This is a genomic window from Rufibacter sp. JT20002, from assembly GCF_056491185.1.
Window position 1 is genome coordinate 159084 of the sequence record NZ_JBSZJY010000003.1, and the last position, 16363, is coordinate 175446.

At 49.3% G+C, this 16363-nt stretch carries 15 protein-coding genes; 9 read left to right on the forward strand and 6 right to left on the reverse strand.

Annotation, left to right across the window (positions count from 1 at the left end; genetic code table 11):
* Position 1: 1 nt before the first annotated feature.
* Positions 2-2317, forward strand: coding sequence for a type IX secretion system anionic LPS delivery protein PorZ (gene porZ / locus ACW9SV_RS14510; RefSeq protein WP_479557493.1), 2316 nt, complete (start codon positions 2-4; stop codon positions 2315-2317).
* A gap of 89 nt (positions 2318-2406) precedes the next feature.
* Positions 2407-3117, forward strand: a complete 711-nt coding sequence (gene recO / locus ACW9SV_RS14515) for a DNA repair protein RecO (protein WP_479557494.1) — start codon at positions 2407-2409, stop codon at positions 3115-3117.
* Positions 3118-3226: 109 nt separating this feature from the next.
* Here the strand turns inward: recO and ACW9SV_RS14520 are convergent, their stop codons facing one another.
* The 3 genes from ACW9SV_RS14520 to ACW9SV_RS14530 are packed head-to-tail and all read right to left on the reverse strand — an operon-like array spanning position 3227 to position 5810.
* Entirely contained in the window at positions 3227-3748 is a 522-nt protein-coding gene (locus tag ACW9SV_RS14520; RefSeq protein ID WP_479557495.1) for an FKBP-type peptidyl-prolyl cis-trans isomerase, read from the reverse strand.
* Positions 3749-3759: 11 nt separating this feature from the next.
* Positions 3760-4764 (reverse strand): FKBP-type peptidyl-prolyl cis-trans isomerase, encoded by a 1005-nt coding sequence (locus ACW9SV_RS14525; RefSeq protein ID WP_479557496.1) that lies wholly within the window; start codon positions 4762-4764, stop codon positions 3760-3762.
* A gap of 35 nt (positions 4765-4799) precedes the next feature.
* Entirely contained in the window at positions 4800-5810 is a 1011-nt protein-coding gene (locus tag ACW9SV_RS14530; protein ID WP_479557497.1) for a DHH family phosphoesterase, read from the reverse strand.
* A gap of 191 nt (positions 5811-6001) precedes the next feature.
* On the opposite strand from ACW9SV_RS14530, the gene ACW9SV_RS14535 reads away from it, so the two are divergent.
* On the forward strand, positions 6002-6421 hold the full coding sequence (locus ACW9SV_RS14535) for a nucleoside-diphosphate kinase (protein ID WP_479557498.1): 420 nt from the start codon (positions 6002-6004) through the stop codon (positions 6419-6421).
* A 137-nt stretch (positions 6422-6558) separates the two neighbouring features.
* On the opposite strand, the gene ACW9SV_RS14540 is transcribed toward ACW9SV_RS14535, so the two are convergent.
* On the reverse strand, positions 6559-7035 hold the full coding sequence (locus ACW9SV_RS14540; RefSeq protein WP_479557499.1) for a hypothetical protein: 477 nt from the start codon (positions 7033-7035) through the stop codon (positions 6559-6561).
* Positions 7036-7482: 447 nt separating this feature from the next.
* Between ACW9SV_RS14540 and ACW9SV_RS14545 the strand changes: the two genes are divergently transcribed.
* Positions 7483-8610 (forward strand): toxin-antitoxin system YwqK family antitoxin, encoded by a 1128-nt coding sequence (locus tag ACW9SV_RS14545; protein ID WP_479557500.1) that lies wholly within the window; start codon positions 7483-7485, stop codon positions 8608-8610.
* Between the two features lie 34 nt (positions 8611-8644).
* Positions 8645-9598, forward strand: a complete 954-nt coding sequence (locus ACW9SV_RS14550) for a TonB family protein (RefSeq protein ID WP_479557501.1) — start codon at positions 8645-8647, stop codon at positions 9596-9598.
* Positions 9599-9687: 89 nt separating this feature from the next.
* Here ACW9SV_RS14550 and ACW9SV_RS14555 read toward each other — a convergent pair whose 3' ends face one another.
* Together ACW9SV_RS14555 and ACW9SV_RS14560 are read right to left on the reverse strand one after the other, a co-directional pair.
* Complete coding sequence (locus ACW9SV_RS14555; protein ID WP_479557502.1) at positions 9688-10803, reverse strand: lysylphosphatidylglycerol synthase transmembrane domain-containing protein; 1116 nt, start codon at positions 10801-10803, stop codon at positions 9688-9690.
* Positions 10787-11563 (reverse strand): segregation and condensation protein A, encoded by a 777-nt coding sequence (locus tag ACW9SV_RS14560; RefSeq protein ID WP_479557503.1) that lies wholly within the window; start codon positions 11561-11563, stop codon positions 10787-10789. Before ACW9SV_RS14560 ends, ACW9SV_RS14555 begins: the two co-directional genes overlap by 17 nt.
* 396 nt (positions 11564-11959) lie before the next feature.
* Between ACW9SV_RS14560 and dxs the strand changes: the two genes are divergently transcribed.
* The 4 genes from dxs (at position 11960) to ACW9SV_RS14580 (ending at position 16131) form a co-directional block, all read left to right on the forward strand.
* Positions 11960-13876, forward strand: coding sequence for a 1-deoxy-D-xylulose-5-phosphate synthase (dxs, locus tag ACW9SV_RS14565; RefSeq protein ID WP_479557504.1), 1917 nt, complete (start codon positions 11960-11962; stop codon positions 13874-13876).
* Between the two features lie 387 nt (positions 13877-14263).
* Complete coding sequence (locus tag ACW9SV_RS14570) at positions 14264-14518, forward strand: hypothetical protein (protein ID WP_479557505.1); 255 nt, start codon at positions 14264-14266, stop codon at positions 14516-14518.
* A gap of 192 nt (positions 14519-14710) precedes the next feature.
* On the forward strand, positions 14711-15259 hold the full coding sequence (locus ACW9SV_RS14575; protein WP_479557506.1) for a hypothetical protein: 549 nt from the start codon (positions 14711-14713) through the stop codon (positions 15257-15259).
* A 56-nt stretch (positions 15260-15315) separates the two neighbouring features.
* Complete coding sequence (locus tag ACW9SV_RS14580) at positions 15316-16131, forward strand: alpha/beta fold hydrolase (RefSeq protein ID WP_479557507.1); 816 nt, start codon at positions 15316-15318, stop codon at positions 16129-16131.
* Positions 16132-16363: the final 232 nt, after the last annotated feature.

The following is a 16363-nucleotide window of genomic DNA, read 5'->3' on the forward strand; positions in this document are numbered from 1 at the left end:
TATGAGGCCTTTCAATGTATTTAGGTGGGTGATGGTGGTTGGGGGGCTGTTGTGGGGTTTAACTGCCACAGCTCAAACAAGCCAATTGCCCTTGGGCGGATGGCAGGTGCATGTGCCTAACCATCGGGCCAAAGCCGTTGCCGAAACTCCGTCCTCCGTTTATTGCGCCACCGAAGACGGCTTCTTCCGGTACATCAAAGAAGACAATACCCTTCAGAAACTCTCCCGCACCGATGGGTTCAGTGATGTAAACTTAGCCTCGCTCGCCTACGATTCCGTTACCGCTACCTTGGTGGTGGCTTACGAAAACACCAACCTGGACCTGCTGATGAACGGGAAGGTGCACAACCTGACCGAGCTATTACGGAAGCCCATGACCGGGGCAAAGAGCATCTACCATCTGTACACCCACAACAAGAAAGCCTATGTGTCAACCTCCTTCGGATTGGTGGTGGTAGACTTGGTGAAACTAGAGATCAAAGACACATATAGCAACCTGGGAGCGCAAGGAGAAGCTGTGCAGGTGTATGCCTCTACGGTGCTGAACGACAGCCTGTATATTACCTCTTCTGGCGGAGTCATGGCCGCAAACCTGAACAACCCCAATCTCCTTGATTTTAAAAGCTGGCGCCGGTTCAATGCTCCAGAAGGACTTCCCGCAGGAATCACCCCGGACGCCGTCAAAACCATCTCCGCTTACCAAGGTGGCGTGTATGTGGGGGTTAATGGAGAGGGCGTATACCGGTTTAATGGTGTTTCCTGGACGAAAGCTCCTTTCTCCACGCAAGACAACCAGTTCAGGGCAATGGAGACAAACGGGAGGAGACTGGAGATCACAGGTGCGCAGGAAGTACTGGAACTGACCCAAACCAATCAGGCTTCTCGGCTTATCCAGCCTTTGTTCCAGGATCTTCGCATGGCAATTCCGGCCAGAAGTGGCGGGCTGTGGGTAGCCAGCTATGAGAAAGGACTGGTGCAGGTTACCAATGCCGGGGCCATTGCCTTAGTACCTAACGGTCCGGCGTTTGTGGATGTATTTGGCGTGTATGCAGAAAAAGGCCTGTTTACCGTGTTAGGCGGAGGATTTAGCCAAGGATACCTGCAACGGGGATCGGGCGCGGGGTTCTACCAGTTCCAGAACGGGCAATGGTTTAATTACAATCATACCAGCGGTGGTCAGTTTCCGGCGCACGTCCGTGATCTGGTGATGGCGCGCCGAAACCCGGTAAACGGGAAGTTGTACATTGCCAGCTATGGGGCTGGGTTGCTGGAGTGGGATGGCCCAGATAACGTAAAGCTGTACAACAACACCAATAGTCCTCTACTAAGCGCTATTGACGCCAACGACCGCAATTTTATAAGGGTGCCTGGTCTTGCCATTGATGCCGCCGGCAGCGTGTGGGTAACCAACAGAAACCAGCTGGCCAATTCTCCTGGATTGTTTGAGTTAAAGCCTGACGGTACCTGGAAAGCGCATCCTTTCCCAGGTTTTGGCTTGGGCAGTGGCCTGCACAAGGTGGTAGTAGACGAAAGTGGCTATAAATGGATTACCATCAGTACCAATGGCAATGACGCCGGCCTGATTGTGTACGATGACCTCACGGGAGACTACGCCTATATTGGAGGAGATGGCCAGGGGGGCTTGCCCGGGAAACAGGTTTTCACGTTGGCAGTAGACTTGCAGGGAGAGGTTTGGGCCGGCACCAACAACGGGGTGGCCGTGCTCAGCAGTACTCCAGATATCTTTACCTCCACCTATGCCGGGGCTTATCTGCCCATCTATGAACGACGGCCTCTGTTGCAAGGGCAGGTGATCAGAAGCATAGCGGTAGACGGAGGAAATCGCAAATGGATTGGCACGGATACCGGGCTCTGGCTTTTCAATGAAACCGGTGAGGAGATGATCCACAACTTCACCACCAAGAACAGCCCTTTACCCTCAGATAAAATTATTGACATCTCCGTTGACCCTTCCACCGGCGAAGTGCTCATCGGGACCGAAGGTGGCGTGGCCGTTTTCAGGGGGAGCGCTACCCGCACCGAAACCCTTAGCAAGAACTGCCTGCAAGTGTTTCCTAATCCTGTGCGCCCCGGGTTTACTGGAAACATTGGTATCTCTGGGGTTCCGGATAACGGTTGGGTCAAGATTACGGATACGGCAGGTTTTCTGATTTTTGAAGGGAAAGCGGCCGGAGGCACTTTTGCCTGGCACGGCCGTGATTACAACGGACGTAAGGCCAAGCCAGGTGTGTACCTAGTCTTAGCTTCCTCGGCTGACGGGGCGCAGACGTGCATGACCAAGATAGCCATCCAATAAAGCGTAACGGCAGTTGCGGTCAGAGTACGCCGGTGTAGTGACGTGGTGAGTACTCTTACGTATGAGTAGTCTGATACAACATTCCTTCTATGCTGGTAAAAACCCGTGGCATTGTCCTGAATCATATCAAGTTCAAAGAATCTTCCATCATCGTACGCATTTACACCGAAGAACTGGGCCTGCAGAGTTATATCGTGAACAGTGTCCGGAAAAAGGGGAGTGCGTCCCGCATTGCTCTGTTTCAGCCATTCACCTTGCTGGACATGGTGGTGTACCCCTCAAGCAAAGGCGGGCTTACCCGCATCTCAGAGTACAAGTGCAGCCATCCTTTTGTGTCAGTGCCTTATGACATCCGGAAAAGCAGCATCCTGCTCTTCCTTTCGGAGATGGTTTCCAGAACCGTGCGGGAAGAAGAAGAGAACCGGCCTTTATTTATGTTCCTGCACAACGCCATTCTGTTGTTTGACCAAATGGAATCCGGCTTTGAGAATTTCCACCTGGCTTTCCTTATCCAGTTGGCAAATTACCTGGGCTTCGGGGTTCCCACTGCCGAGGAAGTGATCACCCAGGTAGCTTTTGAGATAGGTGGCTCATCGGGGTTGGGAAACAACCTCATGCAACTGCAGCAACTGGAGCCTTATCTAAAGGAGGTCATCGAAGACGCTGAGAAAGCCAAACTCCCTAACGGAAAAGTGAGAAGAGAGCTCCTGCAACTGCTGGTGCGCTATTTCCAGTTGCATGTAGACCAATTGGGCGAGATAAAGTCACTGTCTGTTCTGTCTGAAGTGTTAAGTGAATAGAAGCAGGTTCCACAGGAAACACAGGTGTTTAAGGACGGTTTTGGCAAAATAAGGCAAAAAGAAAGGGCCTCCTGTACAGGAGGCCCTTTCTTTTTACTAGTCACAACAATTAAAAGTTGATCAGGTGCACGTCAAACATGATAGGTGTATTAGGAGGAATGCTGCCTGATCCGGTGAGGCCGTACGCCAAACGGGAAGGAATCAGTAACATCGCTTTTTCCCCTTTTTGCATAAGGGTTACTCCTTCATCCCAGCCAGCAATCACTTTCTTTTGGCCAAGGACAAACTTAAACGTTTGAGCCCGATCATAAGAAGAATCGAATTTCTGACCTCCCTGCACAAACCTACCTACATAGTTAACTTCTACTTGTGTTCCAGCGGTGGGTCTGTCTCCGGTTCCGGCTTCTTTTTTGATGTAGTAAAGGCCAGAAGGAGTCTTGGTGAAATCAGTGATGTTATTTTGGGTAAGGTAAGCCGTAATGATCTCATCTTCCAATTTAGCCTGCGCTGCATGGTCAAAATTGGCATACGGGTCATACGGGTCATAATCTGCTTCACAGGAAAACGTGAAGACCAGGCAGACCGCCAGTAACCATTGCCACAAAACACTTTTTTTCACTAGCTGTTGCATACGTGTATGGATTATAATCCAGAAGCGCCTGGGCCTGCAGGGCCACCAGCAGGAGCGGCTGGAGCATCTTTAATGTCTACCAGTTCCACATCAAACCGCAGAACAGAGTTAGCTGGTAACTCAGCACCACGTGCCATAGAGCCATAACCTTGCGGAGAAGGAATCAACAGAGTGCCTTTGCTGCCTTTGTTGAATTGCTTGATGCCTTCTTCCCAACCTTTGATTACCTGGTTTTGACCCAGCGGGAATTCAATTGGGTTACCACCGTTAGATTTGTCTGAAGAGTCAAACTCTTTTCCGTTCAACAACGTGCCTTTGTATTTCACGCTTACCACTTTACCGTCAGTAGCGTTAGGACCGCTGCCTGGCTGAGTGATCACGTAGTACACGCCAGAAGCGGTTTTCTGCACTTGCAGGTTGTTTTTCTTCACGTAATCTTGGATGAGTTTGTCATCAATAGGAGCTTGCTTGGCGGCGCGGGCTTCCATCTCTTTCTGCTGACGCTCCATCATCTTAGGATAGTCGGCCATGGCTTCCTGCTCGGTCTGCAAGTTGATGGCTTTCACGAAGAAGGTAAGGAAGCTGCCTTTCTCGATGAACGGAGGAAGTGGGCTTCTGAAGGTTTTCGCGAAAAGAGTATCGGCGTTGATTCTGAACACGGCGCTATCGCCTTTGTCCAACATCAGGAACGCTTCTTCAATGCTTCCTTTGTTTGGAGACGCCACCATCTTGATCTGGATAGGCATGGCGTTGTCTTTGGTGCTGAACAGCAAAGAGTCTTTGGCGTTGCGGTACTCCATCTCAAAGCTCATTACTTTGTCAAGCTTGGCTTTATAGGCGGCAGAGTCAGTTTTAGCTTCTTTAATCTCATATTCACCCTCTTTGTTTTGAGAGTAGAGTTTATATTCCAACCCAGAAGGGGCTTTCACAAACTCATCCTTGCCTAGGTTTTTGCAAGAGTAAGAGAAAAGGGCTACTGCCATGGCAGGCAGCAGGTACAATGATTTTTTGGACATTTGTTTTAGGTTAATTAAGCGTCTTCTTTAAGGGTTTAGTTTACCAGTTGTTCCGCATACTGCGGTAATAGATTCACAAATTTTTCCACGGTTTCGTTCAGGGAAAGGTGGGAGATTCCGCCGGCAGCGTTTTTGTGGCCACCGCCGTTAAAGTGGGCCCGGGCAAACTCATTCACCGAGATGTCTCCTACAGAGCGGAAAGAGATTTTCACCGCCTCCTGGCGCTCAATGAACAGGGCCGCAAAGCGTACGCCTTCAATGGAAAGGGCGAAGTTCACCAACCCCTCGGTGTCACCGGTCTGCGAGTTGTAGTCTTTCAGTTCCTCGGCGGTCACCGCAATATACGCCGTGTTGAACTCCCGCTTTACCATCAGCTTGTCTTTCAAGACATACCCCAGGAACCGCAAACGAGACTCAGAGTAGCTGTCGTAAATGTTGCGGTGCACCTTGCAGATGTCAATGCCGTTGTGGAGCAGGTCTGCAATGATCATGTGCACGTTGCGGGTGGTGCTGGAGTGCCGGAAAGAACCCGTGTCGGTCATGATGCCGGCGTAGAGGCACTCGCCAATGGCCACGTCTACCAGAGCCTCATCGCCTAATTCCTTGATCACCTCATACACGATCTCGGCAGTAGCCGCGGCGTTGGTGTCTGAGAACATGATGTCGGCGAAGTTTTCGGGCTGGAGGTGGTGGTCTATCAAGACCTTGGTACCAGTGGCCTGCTGTATGTAGGTGCCCAGTTCATTGATGCGACTTAAGGCACTGAAGTCTAAGCAAAAGATGGCCTCAGCCTCTTTGATGATGGTCTGGGCCTGGGCATCGGTTTTAGGGCTGTACACTAAAACGTCTTCGTTGCCACTCATCCAGTTAAGGAATGAAGGGTAGTCTGACGGGGTGATTACCTGTACCTGGTGCCCTTTTTTCTTAAGGTAGCCGGCCAATCCTAGTGAAGACCCCAAAGCATCCGCATCCGGTTTATGGTGCGTGGTGATCATGATCTTCTTAGGAGACTCTAATAGCTCCTTTAGCGCGTTGATTTGCTGCATTGTATACTCACAGTCCGCTTTAAAAAATAGCGGATACAAGCTGCAAAATTCTAAAGAATTAAAGTACAAACCAAATAAAATCAATCAACTAGCCAACGGCCCAGTATTTTTGCCGTACAAAATGGGTTTTGGCCCAAAGTCTGTTAATTTTGCCGGGCAAATTCTATTTAAACCGATAACGAAAGAAGAAAATGGCTGGAAACGTAACGTTCACCATGATTAAACCAGATGCCGTACAGGATAACCACATTGGCGGCATCACTAAAATGATGGAAGAGGCTGGCTTTAGAGTAGTAGCCATGAAAAAGACTCGTCTTACTGAGGAGCGTGCCGGTCAGTTCTACGAAGTGCACAAGGAGCGTCCTTTCTACGGCGACCTGGTGAAATACATGAGCTCTGGACCAATCGTGGCCATGATTCTGGAGAAAGACAACGCTGTTCTTGATTTCCGTACCTTGATTGGCGCCACCAACCCAGCCCAGGCTGAAGAAGGAACCATTAGAAAGATCTATGCGAAGTCTGTAGAAGCCAACGCCGTGCACGGTTCTGACTCTGATGAGAATGCCCAGATTGAAGGTAACTTCTTCTTCACAGCTGACGAGCGTTTCTAAGCTCTTTTAGAAAAAGGATATTAAAAACGCCTGGCTGCAAAGCCAGGCGTTTTTTTGTTACCCTATTTTAGGTTCTGTTTCCGTGAAAGAGGCGATAAACCCACTTGTATGGTTAACTTCTATCCTAGCCTCTAAGGCTAATATTCTGCCTGACCGGGCTGGCCCCCAGAATGGTCAAACGCCATCATGAGGATGTAACTGGTCATGGCGCCAACCGCGGTACCCAAAATCACCACCGAACCCATCACCATTAAAAGCGGCAACCGGAAACCAAAGTAGTCTTGATTCTGCAGTACCCCGGCATATCCCGGATTGAGAAAGATGGCGTGGAAAAGAATAAAGCCCGCGTAGAGGCCGGCGCCTACCAGGCCCACCAGGAACCCAATGGCCAACCCAGGAAGGTAAGGAGGGTGCCTATGCAGGGCATCATAGTTTCGTTTGAGGGTGTTGATAGCCATGATCACAGCTATTAGGATGAAGGCATTGCTGGCAAAGCGAATAATTTCGCTGTTTTGTAAGCCAAGGAAATTAATTATAAGGTAATAGACGATCATCGCAACGGCCGAGAGGATACCATACCAAATGCCAATGCGTTGGGGTGAATTTGTTGCCATTGATTCCATTCTTATGTTGGAGTTTGCAAGTACCAGAGGTTCTGAACGGGCGCTTTTTCTTAGGAGCGAAAAAGGACGATGGGCTTTCATTTTTACGAAAAGATTTGCGTTTTGTCTACTAGACTTGAGGAAAGCAGTGGTCCTCCACGGAAATCTATCTAGTAACCACTACAAATGCTGCAATGTTTAGGGAAACGCATTTTTTGCCTCAGCACCTTTTCATTTCTGAAGAAACCACTCTATCTTATCCTAAAAATTAGAGAACCCTTTTTCAAGCTATTTTCATATAATCGGCCTGAAACCGGATTGACTGCATTTCATTTTTCCACCTGAACAAGGGGAGAGATGTTTGCCAAATTTTTGGCAGTAGTTTAGGGCCTCCTTTATAAAAAGTATATTAAAAATTAGATCAAATCACTTATCCGTTAACTATCCTGCTTTCCCGCTATGCGATTTCGTATTCTCCTTTTTTTATGTCTGTTGGTTTTTCGGCTCCAGAATGCCGGTGCGCAGGTGGTGCCGGTGACCATCTTTTATGACCTTAACAAAATTGTTACAACCAAGCATAAGGCCGCTTTCATACGCGTAGCCTCTTTAGACACCCTCTCCTTCAGGTTCAAAGGGAAAGTCACCGATTATTATGCCAACGGGCAAGCTTTTCAGCAATTCACCTATGGTGATGCTGGCAAAGAAGGGATTTACCAGTTGTTGCATCTCAACAAGAAGCTTGACAGGGATGGTTTTTTTAAAGAGAACCAACCAGTTGGAAAATGGAAGTTCTATTACCCAGACGGCAAGCCGCTGCAGACAGTGGAATTTCTGCCTAACCAAGACTACAAAGTGCTAGAGTTCTTCAACTTTCTGGGCCAGCAAATGATCAAAGACGGTACGGGTACCTGGGAAACCACCAGCAGAATCAGGGTGGGGTTAACCTTCTATGATTTGCTGCTGAACGGGCAGTGGAAAGATGGGGTAAAAACCGGGCAGTGGCAGTTTCTGAAGCCCGATGGGAAAAAAGTGCTGGTGAAAGAGTATGAGAACGGGGTTGTCAAGAAAAGGAAGTTGTATGACCTGCAAAGCGGTGGAGCGGTGGAAACCAAACTGCAACAGGAAGATGAACTCTGGCCTTTCCTGATATCCCTGGACGATATGGAGCAACTGCGTTTTGATCCGGCGGTGTTCGGGAGTAAAGAACGGGCCCTGCAGTACATCTTAAAGAAAGAGCATCTGTTACCCTTAGATTCTCTCAACTTAGCGGCAATCGCGAAGGTTGAAAAAGAACCCGAGTTTCCGGGTGGCCAAGAGGCTTTGATGCGGTTTATGGGTACTAAATTTAGAATATCCCCTGTTGATGCAAGAAGCAGAGTGTCTGGAACCGTGGTGGTTACATTTGTAGTGGGAGTAGATGGGGTATTATCTGATTTCAAAGTGGTGAAACCACTGTCTAAGGGGCTTGATGCGGAAGCGCTAAGGGTCCTTAAATTAATGCCCAAGTGGAAACCTGCCACCAGTAACGGGGAACCAGTGCCTTATACCTGCACAGTGCCTTACGTAATTAGTTTTGGAAACAGGTAGCCGATTAGCTGCAGTAAAAATGAAAGTTATTCATATGTTACCCAAATCATTTGCCACCTCTTTGTTGGCTTTATTCTTCCTTCCCCTGCTTGGCGTAGCGCAACAAGTTCCAATCCCTGATTACAGAGAAGAAATAGCCAGGCACCGCGCCCATGAAGACAGCGTGTTCAAGTTTGATGAGCACTCGCCTCTGAAAGCCGAGGCAAAGGCCATTTTCAAAGGCCTGGAGTATTTTCCCGTAAACGAGGCCTACCGCATTAAGGCAAAGTTTGTCCGAAACACGCAGGAAACAGTTTTCATCATGCCTACTACGGGTACCCGCACCCCGGAATACGTGAAATATGGTGAGCTTCATTTCAACCTGCAGGGCCAACCACTAAGATTGAGTGTGTACCAGAACCAGGAACTCAAGAAGCAGCCCAAGTACATGACTTACCTGTTTATCCCTTTCACTGATGCCACCACCGGTCAGGAGACCTATGAAACAGGACGCTACCTGGATTTCTCCATCCCGATGGGAACCGATAGTGTGTGGCTGGATTTCAACAAGGCTTATAACCCCTACTGCGCCTACGGAGAAGGGTATTCCTGCCCCATTCCGCCCAAGGAAAACAAATTGCCGGTGCGGGTAGAGGCGGGCGTTAAGAATTACGAAAAGGCTGCCGGGAAGGAAGAAGTGGCTAAAAGCCAGATTGGAGAAACAATGCCCGAGTTTCCCGGAGGTCTGCCAGCTTTGATGAAGTTCATGAACAGCAAGTTTGAAATGCCCTCATTAGCTAAAAAGGCAGGCGTTACCGGCACCGTTGAGTTCGCATTTACAGTAAAAGCTGACGGCTCCTTAGACAACTTTCAAATTGTGAAGTCTCTGCGCCCAGACGTTGATGTGATGGTGCTTCATGCGGCAAAACAAATGCCTCTCTGGAAACCGGCTATGCAAAATGGGAAGGCAGTAAACACGAGATTCACAATGCCCTACAGAGTGAAGTAAATCCTGATCATGAAGGTTGTGAAAAACAAAGGGCGGTACTCTTCTGCAAGAGTACCGCCCTTTGTTTTTCATCTTATTTAACCAGAGGTCTAGTTTTGGTATCCCCGTTTTACATCTGTTTTCTCAGAAACAGGCTTCAAACGCAGTTCTTCCTCCTCTTCTTCGGGGTGTTCCCCAAATACGCGCAGTACCCAACGAGGCAGGAAGAAAGAACCCAAAATCAGGTACAGGTAATACGTTACCACGCGGTAAAGCAGGATAATCACCGTCGTGAACCGGCCCAGGAACTGCCCGAAGAACGTAGGGAATGCTACCTCGGCGATACCGGCACCGCCTGGGGTTACGGCCACCAGAAGCACAATCTTGTAGACCATGTTGCGCGAGAAAATGAGCACGTGGTCATGGAAACTGATATCAGTGAAGGCGGCAATAAGGCAGTTGATCACAAAGTAGCGGGCTGTCCAGACAAAGGCGGTGCTCAATGCGGCATTGGCCCAATAGCCAAAGGTGCTACCTTTCAGTTGCTGGGAGGCCCAAACCAGTTCATTCCCGTTTTTATAGGCACCGGCTCTCCAGCGGCGGGTAAGTTTGTAAGAAGTGGCTCTCAGAAAAATGCGCTTAACCGCAATTGGGTTGATCAGGAGGCCATACGCCATCAAAAAGGCATAAAAAGCAATAAGCAGGTAGCTGATCCCGAAGGCAATCTCCAGGCTTTGCGTCACCGAGAATTCCATAGCCGATACTTCCGGGAAGATATTGCCGGCGGTAATCAGAAAAACCAGCGGCACGGCAATAATGAAGTACAGGTTGTCCATCATGGCCGTCACCATCACATAGGCCAACGATTTACCTAAACTCAGGCCTTCCTTGTTCAGGATGAAGGCAGCCACCGTGGACCCACCCACCACCGAGGGCATCACGCAGGACGCAAACTCCCAAAGCATGATCACTTCCACGCTTTTCTTCCAACTCAGGAATTTCTCCGTGACGTACCGGATGCGGTAAATGTAGCCCAGGTCACGCACCACCAGCACTACTACCGTCATCACCAGCCAGAAAGGCTTGGCGTTGTAGAGGGGCGAGAAGTCCATCTCGGCACTGTCGCGGTAGAACATGTACCCAATTACCCCTAACCCAATCACCACGGGAATTAAGATACGTTGTGGGGTGAAGTAGGAGAGGAGTTTCTTACGATTCAGATCCATGGTCAGTGATGGTCAGGTGCTGGTGTTCAGAATAAGGGACTATACGGAAATTGTTGAACCCATCGCCAATTTCCAGGCCAATCTCATTAAGCTGAAGCAAATCTAAGATAGCCAGAAAGTTAAAGATTAATCCAATTTTGTCAGGAAATGCTTCCACCAAGTCAGTAAACTGCACCATTCCTTGGGCACTTACTTTGTTCTTGATGTAGTTGCGCTGCTGGTCAATGGTGTACGGATACGTGTACACGGTGTGTTTGGGCCGATTTTGCTCGTCCTCGTAGCGCTGCATGGCCTTGTGGAACGACTGCATGAGATGGTACAGGTTCAAGTCCTTGAGCTCGTACTCCAGCTGGTGCTTGGCCGCTATTTTGCTCAGTTCTTCGTCAGTGTTGCCGCGCTCCTCTTGTTGCAGGCGCACGTCTTCGAGTAAACTCAAATCGCCCAGAACTTCTTTGAACCGCTTGTACTCCAACAGGTGCTGTACCAATTCCTGCCGGGGGTCAATCTCGTTGCCTTCCTCGTCCTTCTCGAAACGGGGCAAGAGCATCTTGGCCTTGATGCGCATGAGCGTGGCGGCCGTGAGAATGAACTCGCTGGCCACTTCCATGTTCATGGTTTCCAGCTGCCGGATATAGCCCACAAAATCATTGGTGATCTTGAAAATGGGAATATCATGGATGTCTAACTCATCGCGCTCAATGAAGAACAGCAACAGGTCAAACGGGCCTTCAAAGAGCGACAGCTTTATTTCGAAACTCACGTGCGGCGGTACGGAAATGGTTTACTTGCAAAATTACGTATAAGTAATGCCATCCGCCAATGTTTAGCCCAGAAGAAGCTGTTTTTGAGCTCTTTTCTGGAAATTAGACGCAAAACATGAGATTGGCAGAGGTTTTGCAGGCCCAATAGGCATATAACTGGTTTTTTTCCTATGAATAACCCAAAAATGCGTTTGTAGGTCAGGGAGGTGGAGAAAACCGGCTTTTCAGGCTTTTTTCTGAAATCAGACCTAAAATGCAAGGGTAGAGGCCTCCCTAAGTAAACGTCCTCTAAGAAAAATTCCGTAATTTTACCCTTTGACTTGGTGTGACTACGTATAAGCATAAACTTTCAGAGCCTTACGCGGTTGCATCTATATCCACCCAAGTACACCCCTATGATAATTGAACCCGGAGAACTGTTGGCCAAAATTGACTCGCCAGCAGATTTGCGTCAACTGTCTGAAGACCAGTTGCTGCAGGTATGCCAGGAATTACGGCAATTCATCATTGACAATGTGTCTATCTACGGAGGGCACTTCGGGGCGAGTCTGGGTGTGGTGGAGATGACGGTAGCCCTGCATTATGTGTTCAACACGCCATATGACCAACTGGTCTGGGACGTGGGGCACCAGGCCTACGGCCACAAAATCCTGACCGGCCGGAGAGACAACTTCCATACCAACCGCAAACTCAACGGTATCTCGGGTTTCCCTAAAAGAAAAGAAAGCGAGTACGATGCCTTTGGCGTGGGTCATTCCAGCACGTCCATCTCAGCGGCGTTGGGCATGGCGGTGGCTTCGCAGTACAAAAAAGAATTTGACCGTCACCACATCGCTGTGATCGGAGATGGTTCCATGACGGCGGGCATGGCGTTTGAGGCCCTGAACCACGGCGGCGCCTCTGATGCCGATTTATTGGTGGTACTCAACGACAACTGCATGAGCATTGACCCTAACGTGGGTGCGCTCAAAGAATACTTAACCGATATCACTACCTCCCGCACCTACAACAAAGTGCGTGACGAGATCTGGAACATTTTGGGCAAGATCAGCAAGTTTGGGCCTAATGCCCAGCAGATCGTGGCCAAAGTGGAAAGCGGTATCAAAGCCACGCTCCTGAAGCAGAGCAACCTGTTTGAGAGCCTGAACTTTCGTTATTTCGGCCCGATTGACGGACATGATGTGAACCATCTGGCGCTGGTTTTGAAAGACCTGAAGAAGATTCCGGGCCCTAAAATCCTGCACTGCGTGACGGTAAAAGGGAAGGGCTTTGCCTTAGCCGAGAAAGAACAAACCAAATGGCACGCGCCCGGGTTGTTTGACAAAGTCACCGGTGAGATCTACAAAGTACACCACACCACGCCGCAACCGCCCAAGTACCAGGATGTCTTCGGGCATACGTTGCTGGAAATGGCCCAAAAGAATGAGAAGATCATGGGGGTGACCCCGGCTATGCCGAGTGGTTCTTCCATGAACATCATGATGGCCGCCATGCCAGACCGCGCGCTGGACGTAGGAATTGCCGAGCAGCACGCGGTGACGTTCTCTGCTGGTTTGGCCACGCAAGGCTTGGTGCCGTTCTGTAACATCTACTCCAGCTTCATGCAGCGGGCGTATGACCAAGTGGTGCATGACGTTTGTTTGCAGAACCTACATGTGGTATTCTGCCTGGACCGCGCCGGTTTCGCCGGGGCCGATGGCCAGACCCACCACGGTTCCTATGACATTGCCTACATGCGCTGCATCCCTAACATGGTAGTTTCTTCGCCCATGAATGAGCAGGAATTGCGCAATCTTATGTACACCGCAAGCCAGGACGGTATGGGACCTTTCACCATTAGGTACCCACGCGGCGAAGGCGTGATGCCCGAGTGGCGCACCCCGCTGGAACTGATTGAAGTAGGCAAAGGCCGTGTCATTCAGGAAGGCGAAGAAGTGGCTATCCTTACCATCGGGCACATTGGTAATTACGTGGTAGACGTTTGCAAGAACCTGAGAATGGACGGTCTGCGTCCAGGCCATTACGATATGCGTTTCGCCAAGCCGCTGGATGAGAAAATGCTGCACCAGATCTTCCGGAAGTACGACAAAGTAGTAACCGTGGAAGACGGCTGTTTGCAAGGCGGTTTCGGCAGTGCCGTACTGGAGTTCATGGCCGACCACGGCTACCAAGCCCAAGTAAAACGCCTCGGCATCCCAGATACGATTGTGGAGCACGGCTCCCAGATGGAACTGCACCGCCTCTGCGGCTTTGACCCAGACGGCATTGAGCGCACCGTAAGAGAACTGATGGATGTGACCGTTCGGGTATAAGAAGCCCTAGATGATAAGAAAAGACCTCACAGGTTTCCGAAACCTGTGAGGTCTTTTTGTTTCTGGGCTGAATTTAAGGAAAACAGCCTCAAAACGGAGAGCAGCAGTTTCAATCTTATATCGGGCAATCAGAACAAGTCCCCCTTTGAAGGGGGGTAGGGGGATGATAAAGCAATTTGAAGAACCCAAAAGGTTTCGCCACAGAGCAAAGGCAACCACAAGGAATTGCTCCTAAAATGACGGGAACGCCATGATCAGCAGGAGAATCATCCCCCTTACCCCTTTCAAAGGGGGGCAATAAAGTAACCTTGAATCTTGCCGTGCAACTAATGGGGCAGAACCACCAAGAAACAAATCCTTACCTTTAAGCCAAAGAACCTGTCTTCCATGCCTGAACCCACCTTGCCCTTAAAAGAGAAGCTTAAAATTTGCCTTTTGTCCTTGCTTCTAACCTTGGCTATTTACCTGGTGATTGATCTGTACGTGCCTGCTAAAAAGCTGCTGACTGGAGAAGAAGTAGGCTTTTCAGAGTTGATAACCCACTTTCAATTTTACAAGAAAGCACCTTTCATTGTGGCCATTACGGTGCTTATGTCGGTGAACAATATCAAGAAGAAAACCAAAGCTCTGGCCGGACATTGAAAGCTTCTACAAGGCACGGGAGTAAATCTACTTTATCAAATTCCTCTTCAACTAATATGCTCACTTTGGAGAAAACCATAGTGAGTTTTTATTTATCCAAATTTGCTATCTTCCCTGCAGAACGCTCTGTCTATGAAAAATCTAGTCTTGCTCTCATTTTGTCTTTGCTTGTTTTCTTGTGGGTCTAAAGCTGTGCAAGATGACCCAGTAGTGATTCAAAAGAAAACCGCAGAAGCATCAAGTTCTAAGGTAAGTACAACAGTGGTAACTACTTCTGCTGTTGGAACCAATAACAGCGCGCCAGAGCCGGAGAGTGAATTTGTAAAAGGAGAAAAAGGTGATTATGAAGAATATGCTACTTACTACGTCACCATTGCGGATACCGGAAAGTCTTATTACCCCCTGCGGGAAAAGATGATAGCATTGTCCCAAGCCTTGCCATTACCAATTGATACCATGGGGCGGTATTTTGACACCAAGAAAAACATGATTGTTTTGCCTGAGAATGACGAGGACGATTTGTTTGCCGGGGATTACTACCCGAGAAGGAATCCGGAGGCAAACCTAAGCCTGGAGTACCTGGATTTGTATCAGAAGAAGGCCGGAAATAAAACCATTGCCTTGGTCTCAGGAATCTATGAGAAGAAAACCAGTGCAGATTCTGCCTTGCAGGTATTGAAAAGTGCTGCGCGTGGAGCCTTCGTGGTAAAAACAGAGATGTACATTGGCTGTATCCACTAAAAGAACACTTCTTTTGCCATCCTTTCCGTAAAACAGGTCTTAAACGTTCCTGAACCATGACCAATACCACCCTTGCCTATACTGAAATCGGCTCCGGCCCCGCCATTGTTTTCCTACATGGATTCTGCGAAAGCAAAGAGCTCTGGACCGATTTCACCAAGCCGCTGCAGCACCAGTTCCGAATTATCACAGTAGATCTGCCCGGCCACGGCGAAAGCCCCGGGACTAAGGATTTTTCCATGGAAAACCAGGCCCGACAAGTGCAGGAAACCTTACAAACACTGCAGATAGAAAAATGCCTGCTAGTGGGGCACTCCATGGGTGGTTACGTGGGCATGGCCCTGGCTGAGTTGTTTCCTGAGTTGCTCTACGGCCTTTGCCTGTTCCACTCCAGCGCCTTGCCTGATTCTGAAGAGAAAAAGGAAACCCGGGACAAAACCGCCGACTTTGTGCAGAAACACGGCATTGACAAGTTCATGGACACGTTTGTAGCCCCTCTGTTCGCCGAAAGCAATCGGATTTCCTGTACAGACGCCATCGAGAAGATGCAGGCCATCGGCAAAGCCACCCCTCAGGAAACCGTTCTGGGCTGCCTGCAAGCCATGCGCGACCGCCCTGACAGAACGGAGGTACTGAAAACCACGGCAATTCCGGTGTTCTTCATTGCAGGCAAAGAAGACCCGGCGGTACCTGTAGAAGCTACTTTGCAGCAATGCCACTTGCCCGAGAACAGCATGACCTACTTTCTGGGGCATGTGGGCCACATGGGTATGTTTGAGAATACAGCACTCACGCGACAGGCTTTGCTCAAGTTTGCCGAGACCCTGTACCCCGCCGATGCCCAGAAATACCGGGCTGCCAATTCGTTCTAATCCGCTGAAATAGTTACCTGGTTTTTAGCGCCGTTTAGAGGTTGTTTTTTAGAAAGCAGCCTCAAAGCGGCGCTTCTGTTTTGGTGTAAATCGGTTTTCAGGGCAAGAGAGAGACAAAACCAACAGGGCGTTTCCGTAACTCCCGTTTTTACGCTATTTTCAGATTTTAAAACCTATTCCTAACGCGAACAAACCTACTTTCTCTGCTCTTTATGCTACGCAAACCCTTGTA

Excerpts from the sequence above, each read along its gene's own strand:
- porZ (WP_479557493.1), top strand. The coding sequence starts at position 2 with ATGAGGCCTTTCAATGTATTTAGGTGGGTGATGGTGGTTGGGGGGCTG.
- recO (WP_479557494.1), top strand. The coding sequence starts at position 2,407 with ATGCTGGTAAAAACCCGTGGCATTGTCCTGAATCATATCAAGTTCAAA.
- ACW9SV_RS14520 (WP_479557495.1), bottom strand. The coding sequence starts at position 3,748 with ATGCAACAGCTAGTGAAAAAAAGTGTTTTGTGGCAATGGTTACTGGCG.
- ACW9SV_RS14525 (WP_479557496.1), bottom strand. The coding sequence starts at position 4,764 with ATGTCCAAAAAATCATTGTACCTGCTGCCTGCCATGGCAGTAGCCCTT.
- ACW9SV_RS14530 (WP_479557497.1), bottom strand. The coding sequence starts at position 5,810 with ATGCAGCAAATCAACGCGCTAAAGGAGCTATTAGAGTCTCCTAAGAAG.
- ACW9SV_RS14535 (WP_479557498.1), top strand. The coding sequence starts at position 6,002 with ATGGCTGGAAACGTAACGTTCACCATGATTAAACCAGATGCCGTACAG.
- ACW9SV_RS14540 (WP_479557499.1), bottom strand. The coding sequence starts at position 7,035 with ATGGCAACAAATTCACCCCAACGCATTGGCATTTGGTATGGTATCCTC.
- ACW9SV_RS14545 (WP_479557500.1), top strand. The coding sequence starts at position 7,483 with ATGCGATTTCGTATTCTCCTTTTTTTATGTCTGTTGGTTTTTCGGCTC.
- ACW9SV_RS14550 (WP_479557501.1), top strand. The coding sequence starts at position 8,645 with ATGTTACCCAAATCATTTGCCACCTCTTTGTTGGCTTTATTCTTCCTT.
- ACW9SV_RS14555 (WP_479557502.1), bottom strand. The coding sequence starts at position 10,803 with ATGGATCTGAATCGTAAGAAACTCCTCTCCTACTTCACCCCACAACGT.
- dxs (WP_479557504.1), top strand. The coding sequence starts at position 11,960 with ATGATAATTGAACCCGGAGAACTGTTGGCCAAAATTGACTCGCCAGCA.
- ACW9SV_RS14570 (WP_479557505.1), top strand. The coding sequence starts at position 14,264 with ATGCCTGAACCCACCTTGCCCTTAAAAGAGAAGCTTAAAATTTGCCTT.
- ACW9SV_RS14580 (WP_479557507.1), top strand. The coding sequence starts at position 15,316 with ATGACCAATACCACCCTTGCCTATACTGAAATCGGCTCCGGCCCCGCC.